15 protein-coding genes are annotated in these 14,471 nt (G+C 54.8%); 11 read left to right on the forward strand and 4 right to left on the reverse strand.

All coding sequences use genetic code 11. The features are described 5' to 3' along the window. Positions 1-23 precede the first annotated feature (23 nt). Genes rfbD through rfbB form a run of 4 tightly spaced genes read right to left on the reverse strand, consistent with a single transcriptional unit; the run spans position 24 to position 3,433 of the window. Entirely contained in the window at positions 24-926 is a 903-nt protein-coding gene (gene rfbD, locus ACKF11_RS09430) for a dTDP-4-dehydrorhamnose reductase (protein WP_407996862.1), read from the reverse strand. After that, on the reverse strand, positions 926-1,474 hold the full coding sequence (rfbC, locus tag ACKF11_RS09435; protein ID WP_407996863.1) for a dTDP-4-dehydrorhamnose 3,5-epimerase: 549 nt from the start codon (positions 1,472-1,474) through the stop codon (positions 926-928). The genes rfbD and rfbC overlap by 1 nt, the downstream gene beginning before the upstream one ends. Continuing rightward, positions 1,471-2,349: a glucose-1-phosphate thymidylyltransferase RfbA gene (gene rfbA, locus ACKF11_RS09440; protein WP_407996864.1), complete on the reverse strand. Its 879-nt coding sequence runs from the start codon at positions 2,347-2,349 to the stop codon at positions 1,471-1,473. The genes rfbC and rfbA overlap by 4 nt, the downstream gene beginning before the upstream one ends. 1 nt (position 2,350) lies before the next feature. Further along, positions 2,351-3,433, reverse strand: coding sequence for a dTDP-glucose 4,6-dehydratase (gene rfbB, locus ACKF11_RS09445; protein ID WP_407996865.1), 1,083 nt, complete (start codon positions 3,431-3,433; stop codon positions 2,351-2,353). A 115-nt stretch (positions 3,434-3,548) separates the two neighbouring features. Here rfbB and ACKF11_RS09450 point away from each other — a divergent pair, with 115 nt between their 5' ends. From ACKF11_RS09450 to pheT, 11 genes are all read left to right on the forward strand, one after another. Then, positions 3,549-4,232, forward strand: coding sequence for a DUF4124 domain-containing protein (locus ACKF11_RS09450; protein WP_407996866.1), 684 nt, complete (start codon positions 3,549-3,551; stop codon positions 4,230-4,232). Positions 4,233-4,292: 60 nt separating this feature from the next. Next, the gene (galE, locus tag ACKF11_RS09455) at positions 4,293-5,309 is read left to right on the forward strand and encodes a UDP-glucose 4-epimerase GalE (protein ID WP_407996867.1); all 1,017 of its coding nucleotides are present in this window, start codon (positions 4,293-4,295) and stop codon (positions 5,307-5,309) included. A 173-nt stretch (positions 5,310-5,482) separates the two neighbouring features. Beyond that, positions 5,483-5,962, forward strand: a complete 480-nt coding sequence (locus tag ACKF11_RS09460) for a hypothetical protein (RefSeq protein WP_309566589.1) — start codon at positions 5,483-5,485, stop codon at positions 5,960-5,962. 10 nt (positions 5,963-5,972) lie between these two features. Further along, complete coding sequence (locus ACKF11_RS09465; RefSeq protein ID WP_407993901.1) at positions 5,973-6,416, forward strand: PEP-CTERM sorting domain-containing protein; 444 nt, start codon at positions 5,973-5,975, stop codon at positions 6,414-6,416. Between the two features lie 94 nt (positions 6,417-6,510). After that, the gene (locus ACKF11_RS09470; protein ID WP_407996868.1) at positions 6,511-7,548 is read left to right on the forward strand and encodes a TIGR03790 family protein; all 1,038 of its coding nucleotides are present in this window, start codon (positions 6,511-6,513) and stop codon (positions 7,546-7,548) included. Between the two features lie 225 nt (positions 7,549-7,773). Beyond that, entirely contained in the window at positions 7,774-9,681 is a 1,908-nt protein-coding gene (gene thrS, locus ACKF11_RS09475) for a threonine--tRNA ligase (RefSeq protein ID WP_407996869.1), read from the forward strand. A gap of 66 nt (positions 9,682-9,747) precedes the next feature. Then, positions 9,748-10,275, forward strand: a complete 528-nt coding sequence (gene infC / locus ACKF11_RS09480) for a translation initiation factor IF-3 (RefSeq protein WP_309566728.1) — start codon at positions 9,748-9,750, stop codon at positions 10,273-10,275. Positions 10,276-10,382: 107 nt separating this feature from the next. Next, positions 10,383-10,580: a 50S ribosomal protein L35 gene (rpmI, locus tag ACKF11_RS09485; protein ID WP_011480222.1), complete on the forward strand. Its 198-nt coding sequence runs from the start codon at positions 10,383-10,385 to the stop codon at positions 10,578-10,580. A gap of 11 nt (positions 10,581-10,591) precedes the next feature. Beyond that, positions 10,592-10,954, forward strand: coding sequence for a 50S ribosomal protein L20 (gene rplT, locus ACKF11_RS09490; RefSeq protein ID WP_011480221.1), 363 nt, complete (start codon positions 10,592-10,594; stop codon positions 10,952-10,954). Between the two features lie 138 nt (positions 10,955-11,092). Beyond that, positions 11,093-12,076: a phenylalanine--tRNA ligase subunit alpha gene (pheS, locus tag ACKF11_RS09495; RefSeq protein WP_407996870.1), complete on the forward strand. Its 984-nt coding sequence runs from the start codon at positions 11,093-11,095 to the stop codon at positions 12,074-12,076. Positions 12,077-12,102: 26 nt separating this feature from the next. Next, positions 12,103-14,457 carry a phenylalanine--tRNA ligase subunit beta gene (gene pheT / locus ACKF11_RS09500; protein WP_407996871.1) on the forward strand — a complete coding sequence of 785 codons (2,355 nt, stop codon included), beginning with the start codon at positions 12,103-12,105 and terminating at the stop codon, positions 14,455-14,457. Positions 14,458-14,471 lie beyond the last annotated feature (14 nt).

Below are 14,471 nucleotides of genomic sequence, written 5' to 3' on the forward strand. Positions count from 1 at the left end.
ATTCACCTCAAGCTATCGCCGCGTTATGCTGCCATTTCTGCCATGACGCGCCTGAGGTCCTCTTGCCAATCAGGTAGTTCAAGCTTGAAAGTACTGCGCAGCTTTGCGGTATCAAGGCTGGATTGCAACGGGCGTTGGGCCGGGGTTGGGTAATCGGTAGTAGGTATAGGTATTACCCGCTCAGCGGTCGTCAGCAATGCTGGCCAGTTTCTTTGCTGCGCCAGCTGTTCATACTCCTGGATAATGCTGCGGGCGAATGCATGCCAGCTGGTTTCCCCCTGATCCACCAGATGGTAGGTGCCTGTATGCTGTGGCTCCCAGTTGCCAAGTGCGGCCAGGGTGGCATTGACGATAGTCTTGGTTGAGGTGGGGTTGCCAAGCTGGTCGTTGATGATGCGTAATTCAGCGCGGGACTGTGCTAGCTCCAGTATTTTCAGCATGAAGTTCTTGCCATAGTTGCTGTACACCCAGTTGGTACGCAGTATCAAATGCGGGCTGGCAATCTCGCGTATTGCTTGTTCTCCTGCCAGTTTTCCCGCGCCATAGACATTGATAGGCGCTGCTGGATCAGTTTCGCTATATGCCTGCTGTTTTCGTCCATCAAAGACATACCCCGTGGAGTAGTGGACGAGTAGTGCGTTGATTCTGGCTGCTTCCTCTGCGAAAACGCCAGGCGCAATGCCATTGACTGCATGTGCAATGCCAGGCTCGGATTCTGCCTGATCAACGGCTGTGTAAGCCGCAGGGTTAATGATCAGGTCGGGCTTGATCAGCCTGACGGTGTCTCTAATGGCTTCGGGGCTGGTGAGATCAAGCTTTTCCCGCTCAAGGGCAATCACTGTGCCCAGTTTTTCTAATGCGGGTTTGAGGGTGTGCCCCAGTTGCCCATGTATCCCTGTCAGCAGGATTTTATTGTATTGGGGCATTAATCAAATAACTCTGCGAGGGCCAAACTATCTCCTTGCATGTCCTTGCTGGAAAGCTGCAGATCCACACCGCTATCCGGCCAGACTATGCCTATGTCTGGATCGTTCCAAGTGATACATCGCTCATGCTCAGGCGAATAGAAATCGGTTGTTTTGTACAAAAACTCCGCCTGTGCAGACAACACCAGAAAGCCATGAGCAAAACCCGGGGGTATCCACATCTGTTTTTTATTTTCTGCTGAGAGATATTCGCCTATCCACTCACCAAATGTTGGGGACGAGCGTCTGATGTCCACGGCGACATCAAATACTGCCCCAGATAGCACACGTACCAGTTTGCCTTGAGGATGCTGCACCTGATAATGCAGGCCCCTCAAAACACCTTGCTTGGACATGGAATGGTTATCCTGCACAAATGGCATATTAACGCCAGTGGCAGCAGCAAAGGTTTGCTGGTTGTAGCTTTCAAAAAAGAAGCCGCGTTCATCACCAAATACTTTGGGGTCAAGCACCAGGACTTCTGGAATGGAGGTGGGAGTAACATTCAAAATACTTTTTCCTTGAGCATGCGTACCAAATGTTGTCCATAGCCATTTTTCAGGTATGGCTGGGCAATTTGCAGCACTTGTTCTGCCGAAATGTAACCTTTGCGAAAGGCAATTTCTTCAGGACAGGCAATTTTGAGCCCCTGGCGTTTTTCTATAGTTTCAATAAACAAAGAGGCTTCAAGCAGGGATTCATGCGTACCAGTATCCAGCCAAGCATGCCCACGCCCCATCAGCTCTACATTTAATGTACCCTGAGCCAGATAAGCTGAGTTGATGTCGGTGATTTCCAGCTCTCCCCGCGGGGAAGGTTTCAAACCTGCAGCGATTTCAACTACCTGATTGTCATAAAAATACAGACCGGTAACCGCATAGCGAGATTTGGGCTGCAGGGGCTTTTCTTCCAGACTGATTGCCTGGCCGGCATCGTTGAATTCCACCACGCCATAGCGCTCTGGATCATGCACTGGGTACGCAAATACTGTCGCACCTTGCTGGCGCTGATCTGCGTGTACTAGGTCAAGAGCAAGATCATGGCCATAGAAAATATTGTCTCCCAGGATTAAAGCGACTGGGTGTGATCCTATAAATTCTTTACCTATGATAAAGGCTTGCGCCAAGCCATCAGGGGAGGGTTGTACGGCATAGCTCAGTTGGAGTCCCCATTGGCTACCATCACCAAGTAGTTGTTCAAAACGCGGTGTATCTTGTGGGGTGGAAATCAAGAGGATGTCACGAATACCAGCCAGCATCAGTGTAGACAAGGGGTAGTAAATCATGGGTTTGTCATACACTGGCAGCAATTGCTTGGAAACTGCCTGGGTTACAGGGTAGAGGCGGGTTCCGGAGCCACCAGCCAGAATAATGCCTTTTCTCATGCTAGTTCCCGTCATAATGTTTGGCAACCCAGTGGCGATAGTCACCATTGAGCACATTTTCTACCCAGTCCTGATGCTCCAAATACCACTGTACTGTTTTCCTGATGCCGGTTTCGAAGGTTTCGCTTGGTTTCCAGCCCAGTTCGCGTTCTATCTTGCTTGCGTCTATAGCATAGCGCCTGTCATGCCCTGGCCGGTCCTTCACGTAGGTAATCTGTGTGGCATAAGCCAAGCCATCTGCCCTGGGCTTTAGCTCATCAAGTATTTGGCACAAGAGCGTGACCACCTCGAGATTAGTTTTTTCATTCCAGCCCCCTACATTGTAGGTCTCGCCAACGGCCCCCGCTTTCAACACCTCACGAATGGCGCTGCAATGATCCTTGACGTACAACCAGTCACGGATTTGCTGCCCATCGCCATAAATAGGCAACGGCTTGCCAGCAAGGGCATTCAGTAAGCACAGCGGGATTAGTTTTTCCGGGAAGTGGTAGGGGCCGTAATTGTTGGAACAATTGGTCGTCAGTACCGGTAGGCCATAAGTGTGATGATACGCTCTGACCAAATGATCCGAGGCGGCTTTTGACGCAGAATATGGGCTGTTGGGAGCATAGGCTGTTGTCTCGGAAAAGGCAGGAGCGTCAGGTTCCAGCGTGCCATAGACCTCATCCGTAGAAACGTGCAAGAAGCGGAAGCTGTTTCCAGCCGGATCCGTCATGTTTTTGTAGGCGTCCCAGTAGGCTCTGGCTTCTTCCAACAAATGAAAGGTGCCCACTACATTGGTCTGAATAAAATCTTCAGGACCATGGATTGAGCGATCTACATGGCTTTCGGCAGCGAAGTTGAGTATGGCCCGGGGTTTATGCTCAGACAGAAGCTTATTAATCAATGCATTATCGGCAATGTCGCCATGAACGAACTCATGATGCGGATTGTCAATCACTTGAGCAAGGTTATTGAGATTGCCAGCATAGGTAAGTTTGTCCAATGAAACCACTTTGCCTAGTCCTGCAGCGATCCAGTCAAGCACAAAGTTACTGCCGATGAATCCAGCGCTGCCAGTGACAAGTATTGTATTTTCAAGCATGGTTTATTAAAAAATATGGAGTTTGTATGTAATTTGTTTTTGGGCGATGACTTAAAAATATTTTAAGTTAATATATGTGTTCAATTGATAGCCAAATGTACGGGAACTTGACACCATGAGAAAAAATCTTTGTTTGCTTTTGGGCTCCTACATTTTAGCAATTTCCCCCGTTTTTGGTGAGGTATATAAGACGGTACAGCCTGATGGCACCATTACGTATTCTGATAAACCTCAGTCGGGTTCATTGAACCTGAAGATTTATCCCGGCAAGAATATTAATGCGCCCCCTGCGGCCCGGAACCCGGCAGCCGTGCCTGCCGGAGCAGAGGATAGTGGGCTGCAAAGCCAGCAATCCGTGCCGAATGTTAGCACAACAACAGATCCGCAAAGAGTGACACCGCGTGCCGCCAAAGCCAGTGCATCTTCAAGCGGTGGTGCCTCTGGTGGAGGTAGCTCAGGCGGCAAGGGCGGCAGTTCTTCCTCCACTGCGAGCAAGACTGGCACAAGCACTACTGGCAATGCCGCCGCAGGCAGTGCTACGACTGGAACCACAGTCGTTGGTAATACAGCGAATACGACTATAGGTAACACCACCGCAGGTAACACCACGATTAGCAATCCCACTGTCGGGCTAACTGCTGGTGGAGCTACTGACACAAAAACAACTACACCGGTAAATAGTGCCACTACCACCAAGCCGGATAATACTGCGCCAGCAACCGGGGCCAGAGGCACTACCAGTGCGACTACCGCAAAGCCAGCTGAAATCTATGCATGTAGACCCCTTGTCGTCGAATAAATACTCCAAACTTGCAATTGCGTTACGGATAATCTCGGTTTGTTTTGCTGCGAGGCTATTATGAATAGCGGCCTGGTATTTGTCACTGGCGGTACAGGATATATTGGTGCTCATGCCTGTGTAGAATTGATCAGCGCAGGCTATGAAGTCGTAGTTCTGGATAATTTCAGCAATAGTCAGGCTGAAGTTGCCCAACGAATTCAGCAGATTACAGGTAAGGCGCCTGTGTTGGTGCAAGGTGATGTGCGGGACGAGGCTCTGCTGCGCACGCTGTTCAGGCAATATCAGTTCAAGGCGGTCATGCATTTTGCCGGGCTCAAGTCAGTAGCTGAGTCGGTAGCTCAGCCTTTGCGTTATTACGACAATAATGTGGTTGGCACCATTGCCTTGCTGCGTGTGATGCAGGAGTTTGGGCTGAAACAATTTGTCTTTAGCTCATCGGCTACTGTGTATGGTGATCCTGCAACGGTGCCTGTACAAGAGAGCTTCCCGCTTTCAGCCACCAATCCCTATGGTGCCAGCAAGCTTATGGTGGAGGATATGCTGCGCGATCTGGTTAAGTCAGATCCACAGTGGCGCATTGCCATCTTGCGTTACTTCAATCCCGTGGGAGCGCATGAAAGCGGCCTGATCGGCGAGAACCCGAACGGTATTCCCAACAACCTTATGCCTTACATCACCCAAGTGGCGCAAGGCCAGCGCGAGTATCTCTCTGTGTTTGGCAGCGACTACCCGACGGTGGATGGCACTGGCGTCCGCGACTATATCCATGTGGTGGACCTGGTGGTTGGTCATTTGCGCGCCCTGGAACGGCTGAACAAGGAAACGGGGGTGTTCACATGCAACCTCGGCACTGGTCAGGGATATAGCGTGCTGGAGATGGTCAAGGCCTTTGAAGATGCTAGCGGTCGTACTGTTCCTTATCAATTGGTTGCGCGCCGTCCAGGCGACGTGGCGGCGAGTTATACCGATCCCGCATATGCCGAACAGGCATTGAATTGGAAAGCGACGCGCGGCATCGGGCAGATGTGCGTGGACAGTTGGCGCTGGCAGCAAAATCTCGCCCAGAAGAGCTAATGTTGTGCGGGAAAGCGCTGTTTTTGAGCTGGCGTGATGCTTGTGGTGCAGGTTTTTTTCAGCCTACATCATCAACTTTTTTAACTTGTTGATTTTCATGGTAATTTTTTGATACAAATTTCTGGCCTGCTTATTGCTTCTCCTCTCTGGTCTTTACCTTGATGGGAGATGTGATGATGAAACGCTTTGTAATGAAGTGGTTGGTAGGTGCACTGATGCTGGTCATGATGACAGCAGCCAATGCAGCTACCAAGGTTGATGAGGTCGGCTATCTTTACGCTGACGGCGGCTTGCCTAGTGATGCTGTCTTTTCTCACAACCTTGATGCGGGTGTTTATGAGTTGTCCTTGCTGGATTACGGGTTTCCGGTTGCATTTGTAGACGGAAGCTTCGGCATCAGTATATTCAGCGGGGCCACGCTTATCAGCACATTCTATGGTTCCGGCACTTTCCTCCTGCCGGAGCTGACTGCCGGTTCTTATCTGTTCAGTGTGTTTGGCGATGCTAACAATGGCGTTGGAGTCGGCTCTTTCGGCTTTACCGTCTCATTGGTGCCGGAGGCTGACACTTGGGCGTTGCTTTGCGTAGGGATAGGCTTGCTGGTGGCGTATACCTCACGCCGCAGAACGCCTGCTATTTCTGATAAAGCATAAGGATCGGATCATGAAAAAATTATTGAATGCAGTCAAATATCTGCTGGTGGCATTGACCTTCTCTGGCAGCATGGCGGCGCAGGCCGCACCGGTGTTCGAGGTGGATGCCGCGACCACGATCCCGGGTATATACAAATACAATGTGGCATTGTTGGCCGGCGATTATTCACTGACGCTCGAGGATGTGGACAGCAGCTTTTCCTGGCTGGGCGTGACGATCGGGCAAGGCGCAACGCAATTCGGCACCTTGAACTTGCTGGGCAGCGTGGACGAGGGTGTATTGAACTTCTCCATTGCCAACACCGGCATTTATACCGCTTTGTTGTTTGCCCAGGGTAGCATCGGTCCTGTCAACCTGGCGATTACTGCCGTGCCTGAGCCGGAAGTGGCCGCCATGTTGATGGCCGGGTTGAGCTTGGTTGCCTTTAGCGCGCGGCGCAGGCGCAAACTGTAATAGCGTCCGACATCCAGTCATTGTAAGATTCATGGGAGCTTCGGCTCCCATTTTTATTGATGTGGTCTGGATTGGGTACTGGATAAAGGCTGGCGTGCGATATTTACTGATGTTCTGCTTGATGCTGCAAAGCTTGGGAGCGCTGGCGGGCGAGGCAATTTCCCTGCGCACCCCCAATAGGGACGGCTACAATCTGCAGCCGGAGAATGTGGCGGTGGTGGTGAATACCGATCAGTCGGAGAGCGTACAGGCCGGGGAATATTACCTCAAGGTACGCCGTATCCCGGCGGACAACCTCATCAAGGTCAGTATTCCCGGCAGCCCGAAGAAGCTTAGCGCGCAGTATTTCGGCCAGCTCAAACAGGAGATCGACGCCCAATTGCAGCCCAGGCACCAGGCCATCGTCATGATGTGGACTGCTCCTTATGCCGTGGAGTGCAACTCGATCACCTCCGCCATCACCATGGGTTTCGATCCCGAACAGTGCGCCAATACCTGCGCGCCTGCCAAACATCCCAGCCGCTATTTCAATTCACGCTCGCTCAAGCCGTTCAATGACATGGGGTACCGCTTGTCCATGCTGTTGCCGGTGCAATCGTTCGAGGATGCCAAGGCCTTGATCGACCGCGGTTTCGCCAGCGACTACAGCGCGCCGGCGGCCACCGCGTATTACCTGACGACATCGGACAAGAACCGCAGTAGCCGCGCCTTGTTTTTCCCGCCTTCGGGCAAGGTGGCGCAGCGCTACCTTGAGATCAAGAACCTCAAGGCTGACAGCATCCGCGACGTGCAGGATGTCATGATCTACCAGACAGGGCTGGTGAAAGTGCCTTTTCTCGAGACCCTGCAGTTTTTCCCCGGCGCGCTGGCTGACCACCTGACTTCTGCTGGCGGTGATTTGCTGGGCAATGGCCAGATGAGCAGCTTGCGCTGGCTGGAGGCGGGCGCGACGGCAAGCTACGGCACGGTGTCCGAGCCTTGCAATCATTGGCAGAAGTTTCCCAACCCGGCTGTGTTGCTCAAGCATTACCTGTTGGGCGCCTCGGCTATCGAGGCTTACTGGAAAAGCGTGGCCTGGCCGGTGCAAGGGGTGTTTATCGGCGAACCGTTGGCCTCGCCTTACAAGCGTTAGGGACGGCTAACAAACCTCTCCTGGCGTCGTTGCCCTGTCTTGTCGTACTGCTTGTACTGCCTGCTGCGGAGCGCCTAGCCAGGATCGCTTCGCTGAGGCTTGTTAGCCGTCCCAGTTCGTGTGCGTGTTGTGGTGCCAGTCGCCTCTATGCGATAATCGGCAGCTAAATTGATTGCGCAAGCAAAAGCCGTTTGACGGCTTTTGCTGTTTATTGGGTAGGGATATATGCCAGTTATTCGTTTGCCAGACGGTTCCGAACGCAAGTTCGACGAACCTGTGACTGTCGCGGAAGTCGCGATGAACATCGGTGCCGGTTTGGCGCGTGCCGCATTGGGCGGCAAGGTCAATGGCAAGGCCGTGGATACCTCGTATCAAATCACGGGCGACGCGGATCTGGCGATCATTACCGACCGCGATGCCGAGGGGCTGGAAATTATCCGCCATTCTACCGCGCACTTGCTGGCGCAGGCGGTCAAGCAATTGTTCCCTGAAGCACAGGTGACTATCGGCCCAGTGATCGACAACGGCTTTTATTATGATTTCTCCTACAAGCGCCCGTTCACGCCCGAGGATTTGCAGGCGATCGAAGCGCGCATGCAGGAGCTTGCCAAGCGCGACATCCCTATCGTGCGCACCGTGATGGAGCGCGACGAGGCGGTGGCCTATTTCAAGTCGATCGGCGAGCAATACAAGGCGGAAATCATCGGCTCTATCCCTGCCGACCAGGAAATTTCGCTCTATACCCAGGACGATTTCACCGACCTGTGCCGCGGCACCCATGTGCCTTCCACCGGCAAGCTCAAGGCGTTCAAGCTCATGAAGGTGGCGGGGGCCTACTGGCGCGGCGATTCCAACAACGAAATGCTGCAGCGCATCTACGGCACGGCCTGGGCCAAGAAAGACGACCTGGATGCCTATCTGCACATGCTGGAAGAGGCGGAGAAGCGCGACCATCGCAAGCTGGGGCGCCAGCTGGATTTCTTCCACATGCAGGACGAGGCGCCTGGCATGGTGTTCTGGCATCCGCGCGGCTGGGTGATCTGGCAGGAAGTCGAGCAATACATGCGCAACATGTTCCGCGACTTCGGCTACCAGGAAGTGCGCACCCCGACCATCATGGACCGGGTCATGTGGGAAAAGTCAGGGCACTGGCAGAATTACCACGACAATATGTTCACCACCGCCTCGGAAAACCGTGATTATGCGGTCAAGCCGATGAACTGTCCCGGCCACATCCAGATATTCAATAGCACGCTGCACAGCTATCGCGACCTGCCGTTGCGCCTGGCCGAATTCGGCTCCTGCCACCGCAACGAGCCGTCGGGCGCTTTGCACGGCCTGATGCGCGTGCGCGGCTTTACCCAGGATGACGCGCATATCTTCTGTACTGAAGACCAGGTCAAGGACGAGGTGGCAGATTTCATCGTCATGCTCTACAAGGCCTACAAGGATTTCGGATTCAACGAGGTGCTGGTCAAGCTATCCACCCGGCCTGCAAAGCGTGTGGGCACCGACGAAGCCTGGGACAAGGCCGAAGAGGCGCTCGCCGTGGCTCTCAAGCAGAACAACCTTGAATTCGAGTTGCAGCCTGGCGAGGGCGCGTTCTACGGTCCCAAGATCGAGTTCACCCTGAAGGACAGCCTGGGCCGCTTGTGGCAATGCGGCACCATCCAGCTCGACTTCAACTTGCCGGAGCGCCTGGGCGCGGAGTACGTCGATGAGGACAACTCCCGTAAGCATCCGGTCATGTTGCATCGCGCGATCGTCGGCTCCATGGAGCGCTTTCTCGGCATCCTGATCGAAAACCATGCGGGCGCGATGCCGGCCTGGCTGGCGCCGGTGCAGGCCATGGTGCTCAATATCAGCGACGGGCAGGCTGAATATGTCGCTTCCGTGGTCGAGGAATTGCGGAAAAATGGCTTCCGCATCGATTCGGACTTGAGAAATGAGAAAATAACCTATAAAATCCGCGAGCATAGCTTGCAGAAGCTGCCTTACCTCCTGATTGCAGGTGAGCGCGAAATGCAGACTGGTCAAGTGGCCGTGCGTACCCGCAAGGGCGAAGACTTGGGTTCAATGCCGGTAAGCGCTTTCATTGAGCGCTTGAAAAACGACATTGCCGACAAGGTCTAGGATGCCTGCGCGAGTAGCGCGGTCTATTATTTTGGCCTTCGATATTAAATAACGGGAGATTTTGCGATAGCTCAGGAAAAGGAATTACGGATCAATGGCGATATTACTGCGCCACAGGTTCGTCTGGTTGGGGTGGATAACGAGCCGTTAGGCATCGTCAGTCTGAATGAAGCATTTGCAAAGGCCGAAGAGGTGGATACCGACCTGGTCGAGATTGCGCCGCAGGCGAGCCCGCCTGTATGCCGCTTGATGGATTACGGCAAATTCAAATATGCCGAGAGCAAGCGTCAGCATGAAGCGCGCCTCAAGCAAAAGCAGGTGCAGGTGAAGGAAGTCAAGTTCCGTCCCGGTACCGATGAGGGCGACTACCAAGTCAAACTGCGTAACCTGATTCGTTTCCTGCAGGAAGGTGACAAGGCGAAGGTGACCTTGCGCTTCCGTGGCCGTGAAATCACTCACCAAGAGATTGGCCTCGCGTTGTTGAAGCGGGTCGAGGCGGATTTGACAGAACATGCAGTGGTGGAGCAGTTTCCCAAGATGGAAGGCCGCCAGATGGTGATGGTGTTATCACCGCAAAAGAAAGCAAAGCCTTGAGGCCCTCGGGCGGCAAGGCTTGTGAGTAGTAAGCAGTAAGGAAGCGGCGACGCGGCCAAAGGCATGCCCGATCGCTCTTTTTTCAATATCCCTATTAGGAGAACAAAATGCCAAAGATGAAGACCAAGAGCAGCGCCAAGAAGCGCTTCAAGTTCTTGGGAAATGGCAAGGTGAAGCGTACCCACTCCCACCTGCGTCATATCCTGACCAAGAAGACCACCAAGCAGAAGCGTAACCTGCGCGGCACGGCCATTATTTCCTCAACCGACGTCAAGCGCGTACGCGCCATGATGCCAACTCAATAAGGAGATAAGAGATGCCTAGAGTAAAGCGTGGTGTCATTGCCCGTGCGCGTCACAAGAAGGTTCTGAACGCTGCCAAGGGTTATCGCGGCCGTCGCAAGAACGTTTACCGCATCGCCAAGCAGGCGGTGATGAAGGCTGGTCAATATGCTTACCGTGACCGCCGTCAGAGAAAGCGTCAATTCCGCGCACTGTGGATTGCACGTATCAATGCCGGTGCCCGTGAGTATGGCTTGACCTACAGCCGTTTCATCAACGGCCTGAAGAAGTCCGCGGTTGAAGTCGACCGCAAGGTGTTGGCCGATCTGGCAGTGTTCGACAAGCAGGCGTTTGCCAAGTTTGCCGAACTTGCTAAATCCGGTCTCGCCGCTGCTTAAGCAACAGCAATAAGAAAAGGAGGCCTCGTGCCTCCTTTTTTTTCCGGGTTTTTCCACAAGCGGCCATGTCCGTCGATGACATATGGCATTAAACATAGTGGTCGTTTATGAAAGAATCCGTGAGGACAACACCATAATATGCAAAATCTAGATCACATCATCAGCGAAGCGCAGCGGGATTTCGCAGCCTGTGCCAACATTGCCGACCTGGAGCAGGCCAAGGCGCGCTATCTCGGCAAGAGCGGCAGCCTGACAGAGGCCTTGAAGGGCCTGGGCAAGCTCTCTGCAGAAGAGCGTCCCGCAGCAGGCGCGGCCATCAATGTCGTCAAGCAGCAAGTCGAATCCGCGCTCAAGCAACGCCGCGATGCGATTCTGCAGGCGGAGCAGGACCGCCAGCTGGCCAGCGAGACGATCGACGTCACGCTCCCAGGCCGGAGCGCCGGTACGGGCGGCTTGCATCCGGTGTCGCTAACCTTGAGGCGCGTGGAAGAACTGTTCCGCTCCATCGGCTTCGAAGTGGCGGAAGGTCCCGAGATCGAGTCCGATTTCTACAACTTCACTGCGCTCAACATCCCGGAAGACCATCCTGCACGCGCGATGCATGATACGTTCTATGTCGACGACAAGCATGTGTTGCGCACCCATACTTCGCCTGTGCAGGTGCACTATATGCAGGACAAGGCGCCGCCGCTCAAGATCATTGCGCCGGGCCGCGTATATCGCGTCGATTCGGATGCCACGCATTCTCCCATGTTCCACCAGGTGGAAGGCTTGTGGGTGGACGAGCACATCAGCTTCGCCAACCTCAAGGGCGTGGTGCAGGATTTCCTGCAACGCTTTTTTGAGCGCGATGATTTGCAGGTGCGTTTCCGCCCGTCCTTCTTCCCGTTTACCGAGCCTTCCGCGGAAATGGATATGAGCTGGAACGGTGGCTGGCTGGAGATCGGCGGCTGCGGCATGGTGCATCCCGAAGTGTTCCGCCATGTCGGCATCGACAGCGAAAAATACCGCGGCTTTGCCTTCGGCCTCGGCGTGGAGCGCCTGACCATGCTGCGGTACGGCGTCAACGACCTGCGCCTGTTCTTTGAAAACGATTTGCGCTTCCTCAAGCAATTCGCCTAGCCCTTACTTCTGGACAGATCAACACTATGCAATTTTCCGAACACTGGCTGCGCCAATATGTAAATCCTGCCCTGGACAGCCAGGGCCTGAGTCACGCCCTGACCATGGCGGGGTTGGAGGTGGAAGAGCTGGAGCCGGTCGCTCCCGGGTTCACCAAGGTGGTGGTGGCTGAAATCATCAGCGCCGAGAAGCACCCGGATGCAGACCGCCTGCAGGTGTGCAAGGTCAATGTCGGTAGCGGCGAACCACTGCAAATCGTCTGCGGCGCGCCTAATGCCCGTGCCGGGCTCAAGGCGCCTTGCGCGCTGGTGGGCGCAGAGCTGACCGGCTTCAAGATCAAGCAGGCCAAGGTGCGCGGCATAGAATCCTTCGGCATGATGTGTTCCGCCAAGGAGCTGGGCATGGCCGAGGAAAGCGACGGCATATTGGAATTGGCTGCCGATGCACAGGTCGGCCAGGATATCCGCGCGCTGTTCGACCTAGATGACAAGCTGTTCACGCTCAAGCTCACGCCCAACCGTGCCGATTGCCTCAGCATTGCCGGGATCGCACGCGACGTGACGGCGTTGACAGGCGCGCCATTGGCCTTGCCCGAAATCACTCCTGTCCCGGTCGCCCATGCGCAGCAGCTGGCTGTCAGTGTGGCCGAGCCGGAGGCTTGTCCGCGCTATGCGGGCCGCCTGATCCAGGGTGTCGACGCCACCGCCGCAACGCCGGACTGGATGGTGCGTAAACTCGAGCGCAGCGGTATCCGCAGCATCAGCGCGATTGTCGATATCACCAACTATGTGCTGCTGGAGCAGGGCCAGCCCCTGCATGCCTTTGATGCGGACAAACTCCAGGGCGGCATTCAAGTACGCTATGCCCACAATGGCGAGGAATTGCTGTTGCTCAACGGCCAGCAGATCGCCCTGGGCGACGACATGTTGGTGATTGCGGACGACAAGGCTCCCCTGGCCCTGGCCGGCATCATGGGCGGCGAAGCCAGCGCGGTCGGTGACGCCACCCGCGATATTTTCCTCGAAAGCGCTTTCTTCGCCCCAGCCGTGATCGTGGGCAAGGCGAGGCGCCTGAATTTTTCTACTGACTCATCTTACCGCTTCGAGCGCGGCGTCGATTTCGGCAATACCCTGCAGGCCCTGGAACGCGCGAGCCAATTGGTATTGGAAATCTGCGGCGGGCAGGCGGGGCCAATCACCGAGGCGTTGCATCAATTGCCTGAGCGCAAGCCGGTGCGCCTGCGCCTGGCGCGCCTGAATTCCGTATTGGGGATCGTCCTGGATGCGGCGGCGGTCGGCACGTTGCTCGAGCGTTTGAGTTTCAAGTTTTCTGCTGTGGAGGGCGGTTTTGAAGTGACTCCTCCCAGCTACCGTTTCGATATCGAAATCGAGGAAGACCTGGTCGAAGAGGTCGCCCGCCTGCACGGCTACGACAATATTCCGGCATTGGCGCCGCATGACGAGCAGCGTATGCTGCCTTCGCCGGAAGCCAGGCTGAACCGCAACCGGCTGCGCGATACGCTTGCGGCCAGCGGTTATCAGGAGATCGTCAGCTACAGCTTCGTCGATGAAAGCTGGGAACGCGATTTCCTTGGCAATGCCAGCCCGATCGCCCTGAAAAACCCGATCGCAAGCAATCTGAGCGTGATGCGTACCGGCTTATGGGCAGGCTTGATGGAGACCTTGATCTATAATCTCAACCGCAAGCAGGAGCGTGTGCGCCTGTTTGAAATCGGCTCAGCTTATTTCGCCGAGGAGGCCGCCTACCGCGAGGTCGGGCGGATATCCGGCTTGGCTTATGGCAGTGCTGAGCCGGAACAGTGGGCCGCGGCTGCTCGCGAGGTCGATTTCTTCGACGTGAAGGCCGAAGTGGACCGCCTGGCAGGAGGGCGCGTGCAGTATGTTGCTGCGCAGCATCCGGCATTACACCCGGGCCAAACGGCCCAGATCCTGCTGGATGGCTTGCCAATCGGCTGGATAGGAAAGTTGCATCCCAAGTGGCAGCAGCATTACCAGCTGCCGCGCAGTGCGATTCTGTTCGAGCTGGATGTGGAGCCATTGTTGCAGTCCAGCGTGGCATCCTATGTGCAGGTCGGCAAGTTTCCTCCAGTGCGCCGCGACATTGCCGTGGTGGTCGATGAGGCGGTCCCAATCCAGTCATTGCTGGATACCATGCGATCCAGTAAAAATGCGTTGATTAGTGACATTGCGCTGTTTGATGTTTATCAGGGGAAAGGCATCGCTGAAGGGAAGAAAAGCCTTGCATTTCTTGTGCTTATGCAAGATACTCAAAAGACTTTGACCGATGCAGAAGCCGATGCAGTGATAGCCGGGTTGCTGGATTTGTTGGCTCAGCGACACGGTGCAGCATTAAGAAATTAGAAAAAGTAGTAGGG

Source organism: Methylobacillus draconifructus (assembly GCF_045984385.1).
In the GTDB taxonomy this organism is placed as follows: Bacteria; Pseudomonadota; Gammaproteobacteria; order Burkholderiales; family Methylophilaceae; genus Methylobacillus; species Methylobacillus flagellatus_A.

Coding starts and splice junctions, on each gene's coding strand:
- rfbD (WP_407996862.1), bottom strand. CDS start 926: ATGCCCCAATACAATAAAATCCTGCTGACAGGGATACATGGGCAACTG.
- rfbA (WP_407996864.1), bottom strand. CDS start 2,349: ATGAGAAAAGGCATTATTCTGGCTGGTGGCTCCGGAACCCGCCTCTAC.
- rfbB (WP_407996865.1), bottom strand. CDS start 3,433: ATGCTTGAAAATACAATACTTGTCACTGGCAGCGCTGGATTCATCGGC.
- ACKF11_RS09450 (WP_407996866.1), top strand. CDS start 3,549: ATGAGAAAAAATCTTTGTTTGCTTTTGGGCTCCTACATTTTAGCAATT.
- galE (WP_407996867.1), top strand. CDS start 4,293: ATGAATAGCGGCCTGGTATTTGTCACTGGCGGTACAGGATATATTGGT.
- ACKF11_RS09460 (WP_309566589.1), top strand. CDS start 5,483: ATGATGAAACGCTTTGTAATGAAGTGGTTGGTAGGTGCACTGATGCTG.
- ACKF11_RS09465 (WP_407993901.1), top strand. CDS start 5,973: ATGAAAAAATTATTGAATGCAGTCAAATATCTGCTGGTGGCATTGACC.
- thrS (WP_407996869.1), top strand. CDS start 7,774: ATGCCAGTTATTCGTTTGCCAGACGGTTCCGAACGCAAGTTCGACGAA.
- rpmI (WP_011480222.1), top strand. CDS start 10,383: ATGCCAAAGATGAAGACCAAGAGCAGCGCCAAGAAGCGCTTCAAGTTC.
- rplT (WP_011480221.1), top strand. CDS start 10,592: ATGCCTAGAGTAAAGCGTGGTGTCATTGCCCGTGCGCGTCACAAGAAG.
- pheS (WP_407996870.1), top strand. CDS start 11,093: ATGCAAAATCTAGATCACATCATCAGCGAAGCGCAGCGGGATTTCGCA.
- pheT (WP_407996871.1), top strand. CDS start 12,103: ATGCAATTTTCCGAACACTGGCTGCGCCAATATGTAAATCCTGCCCTG.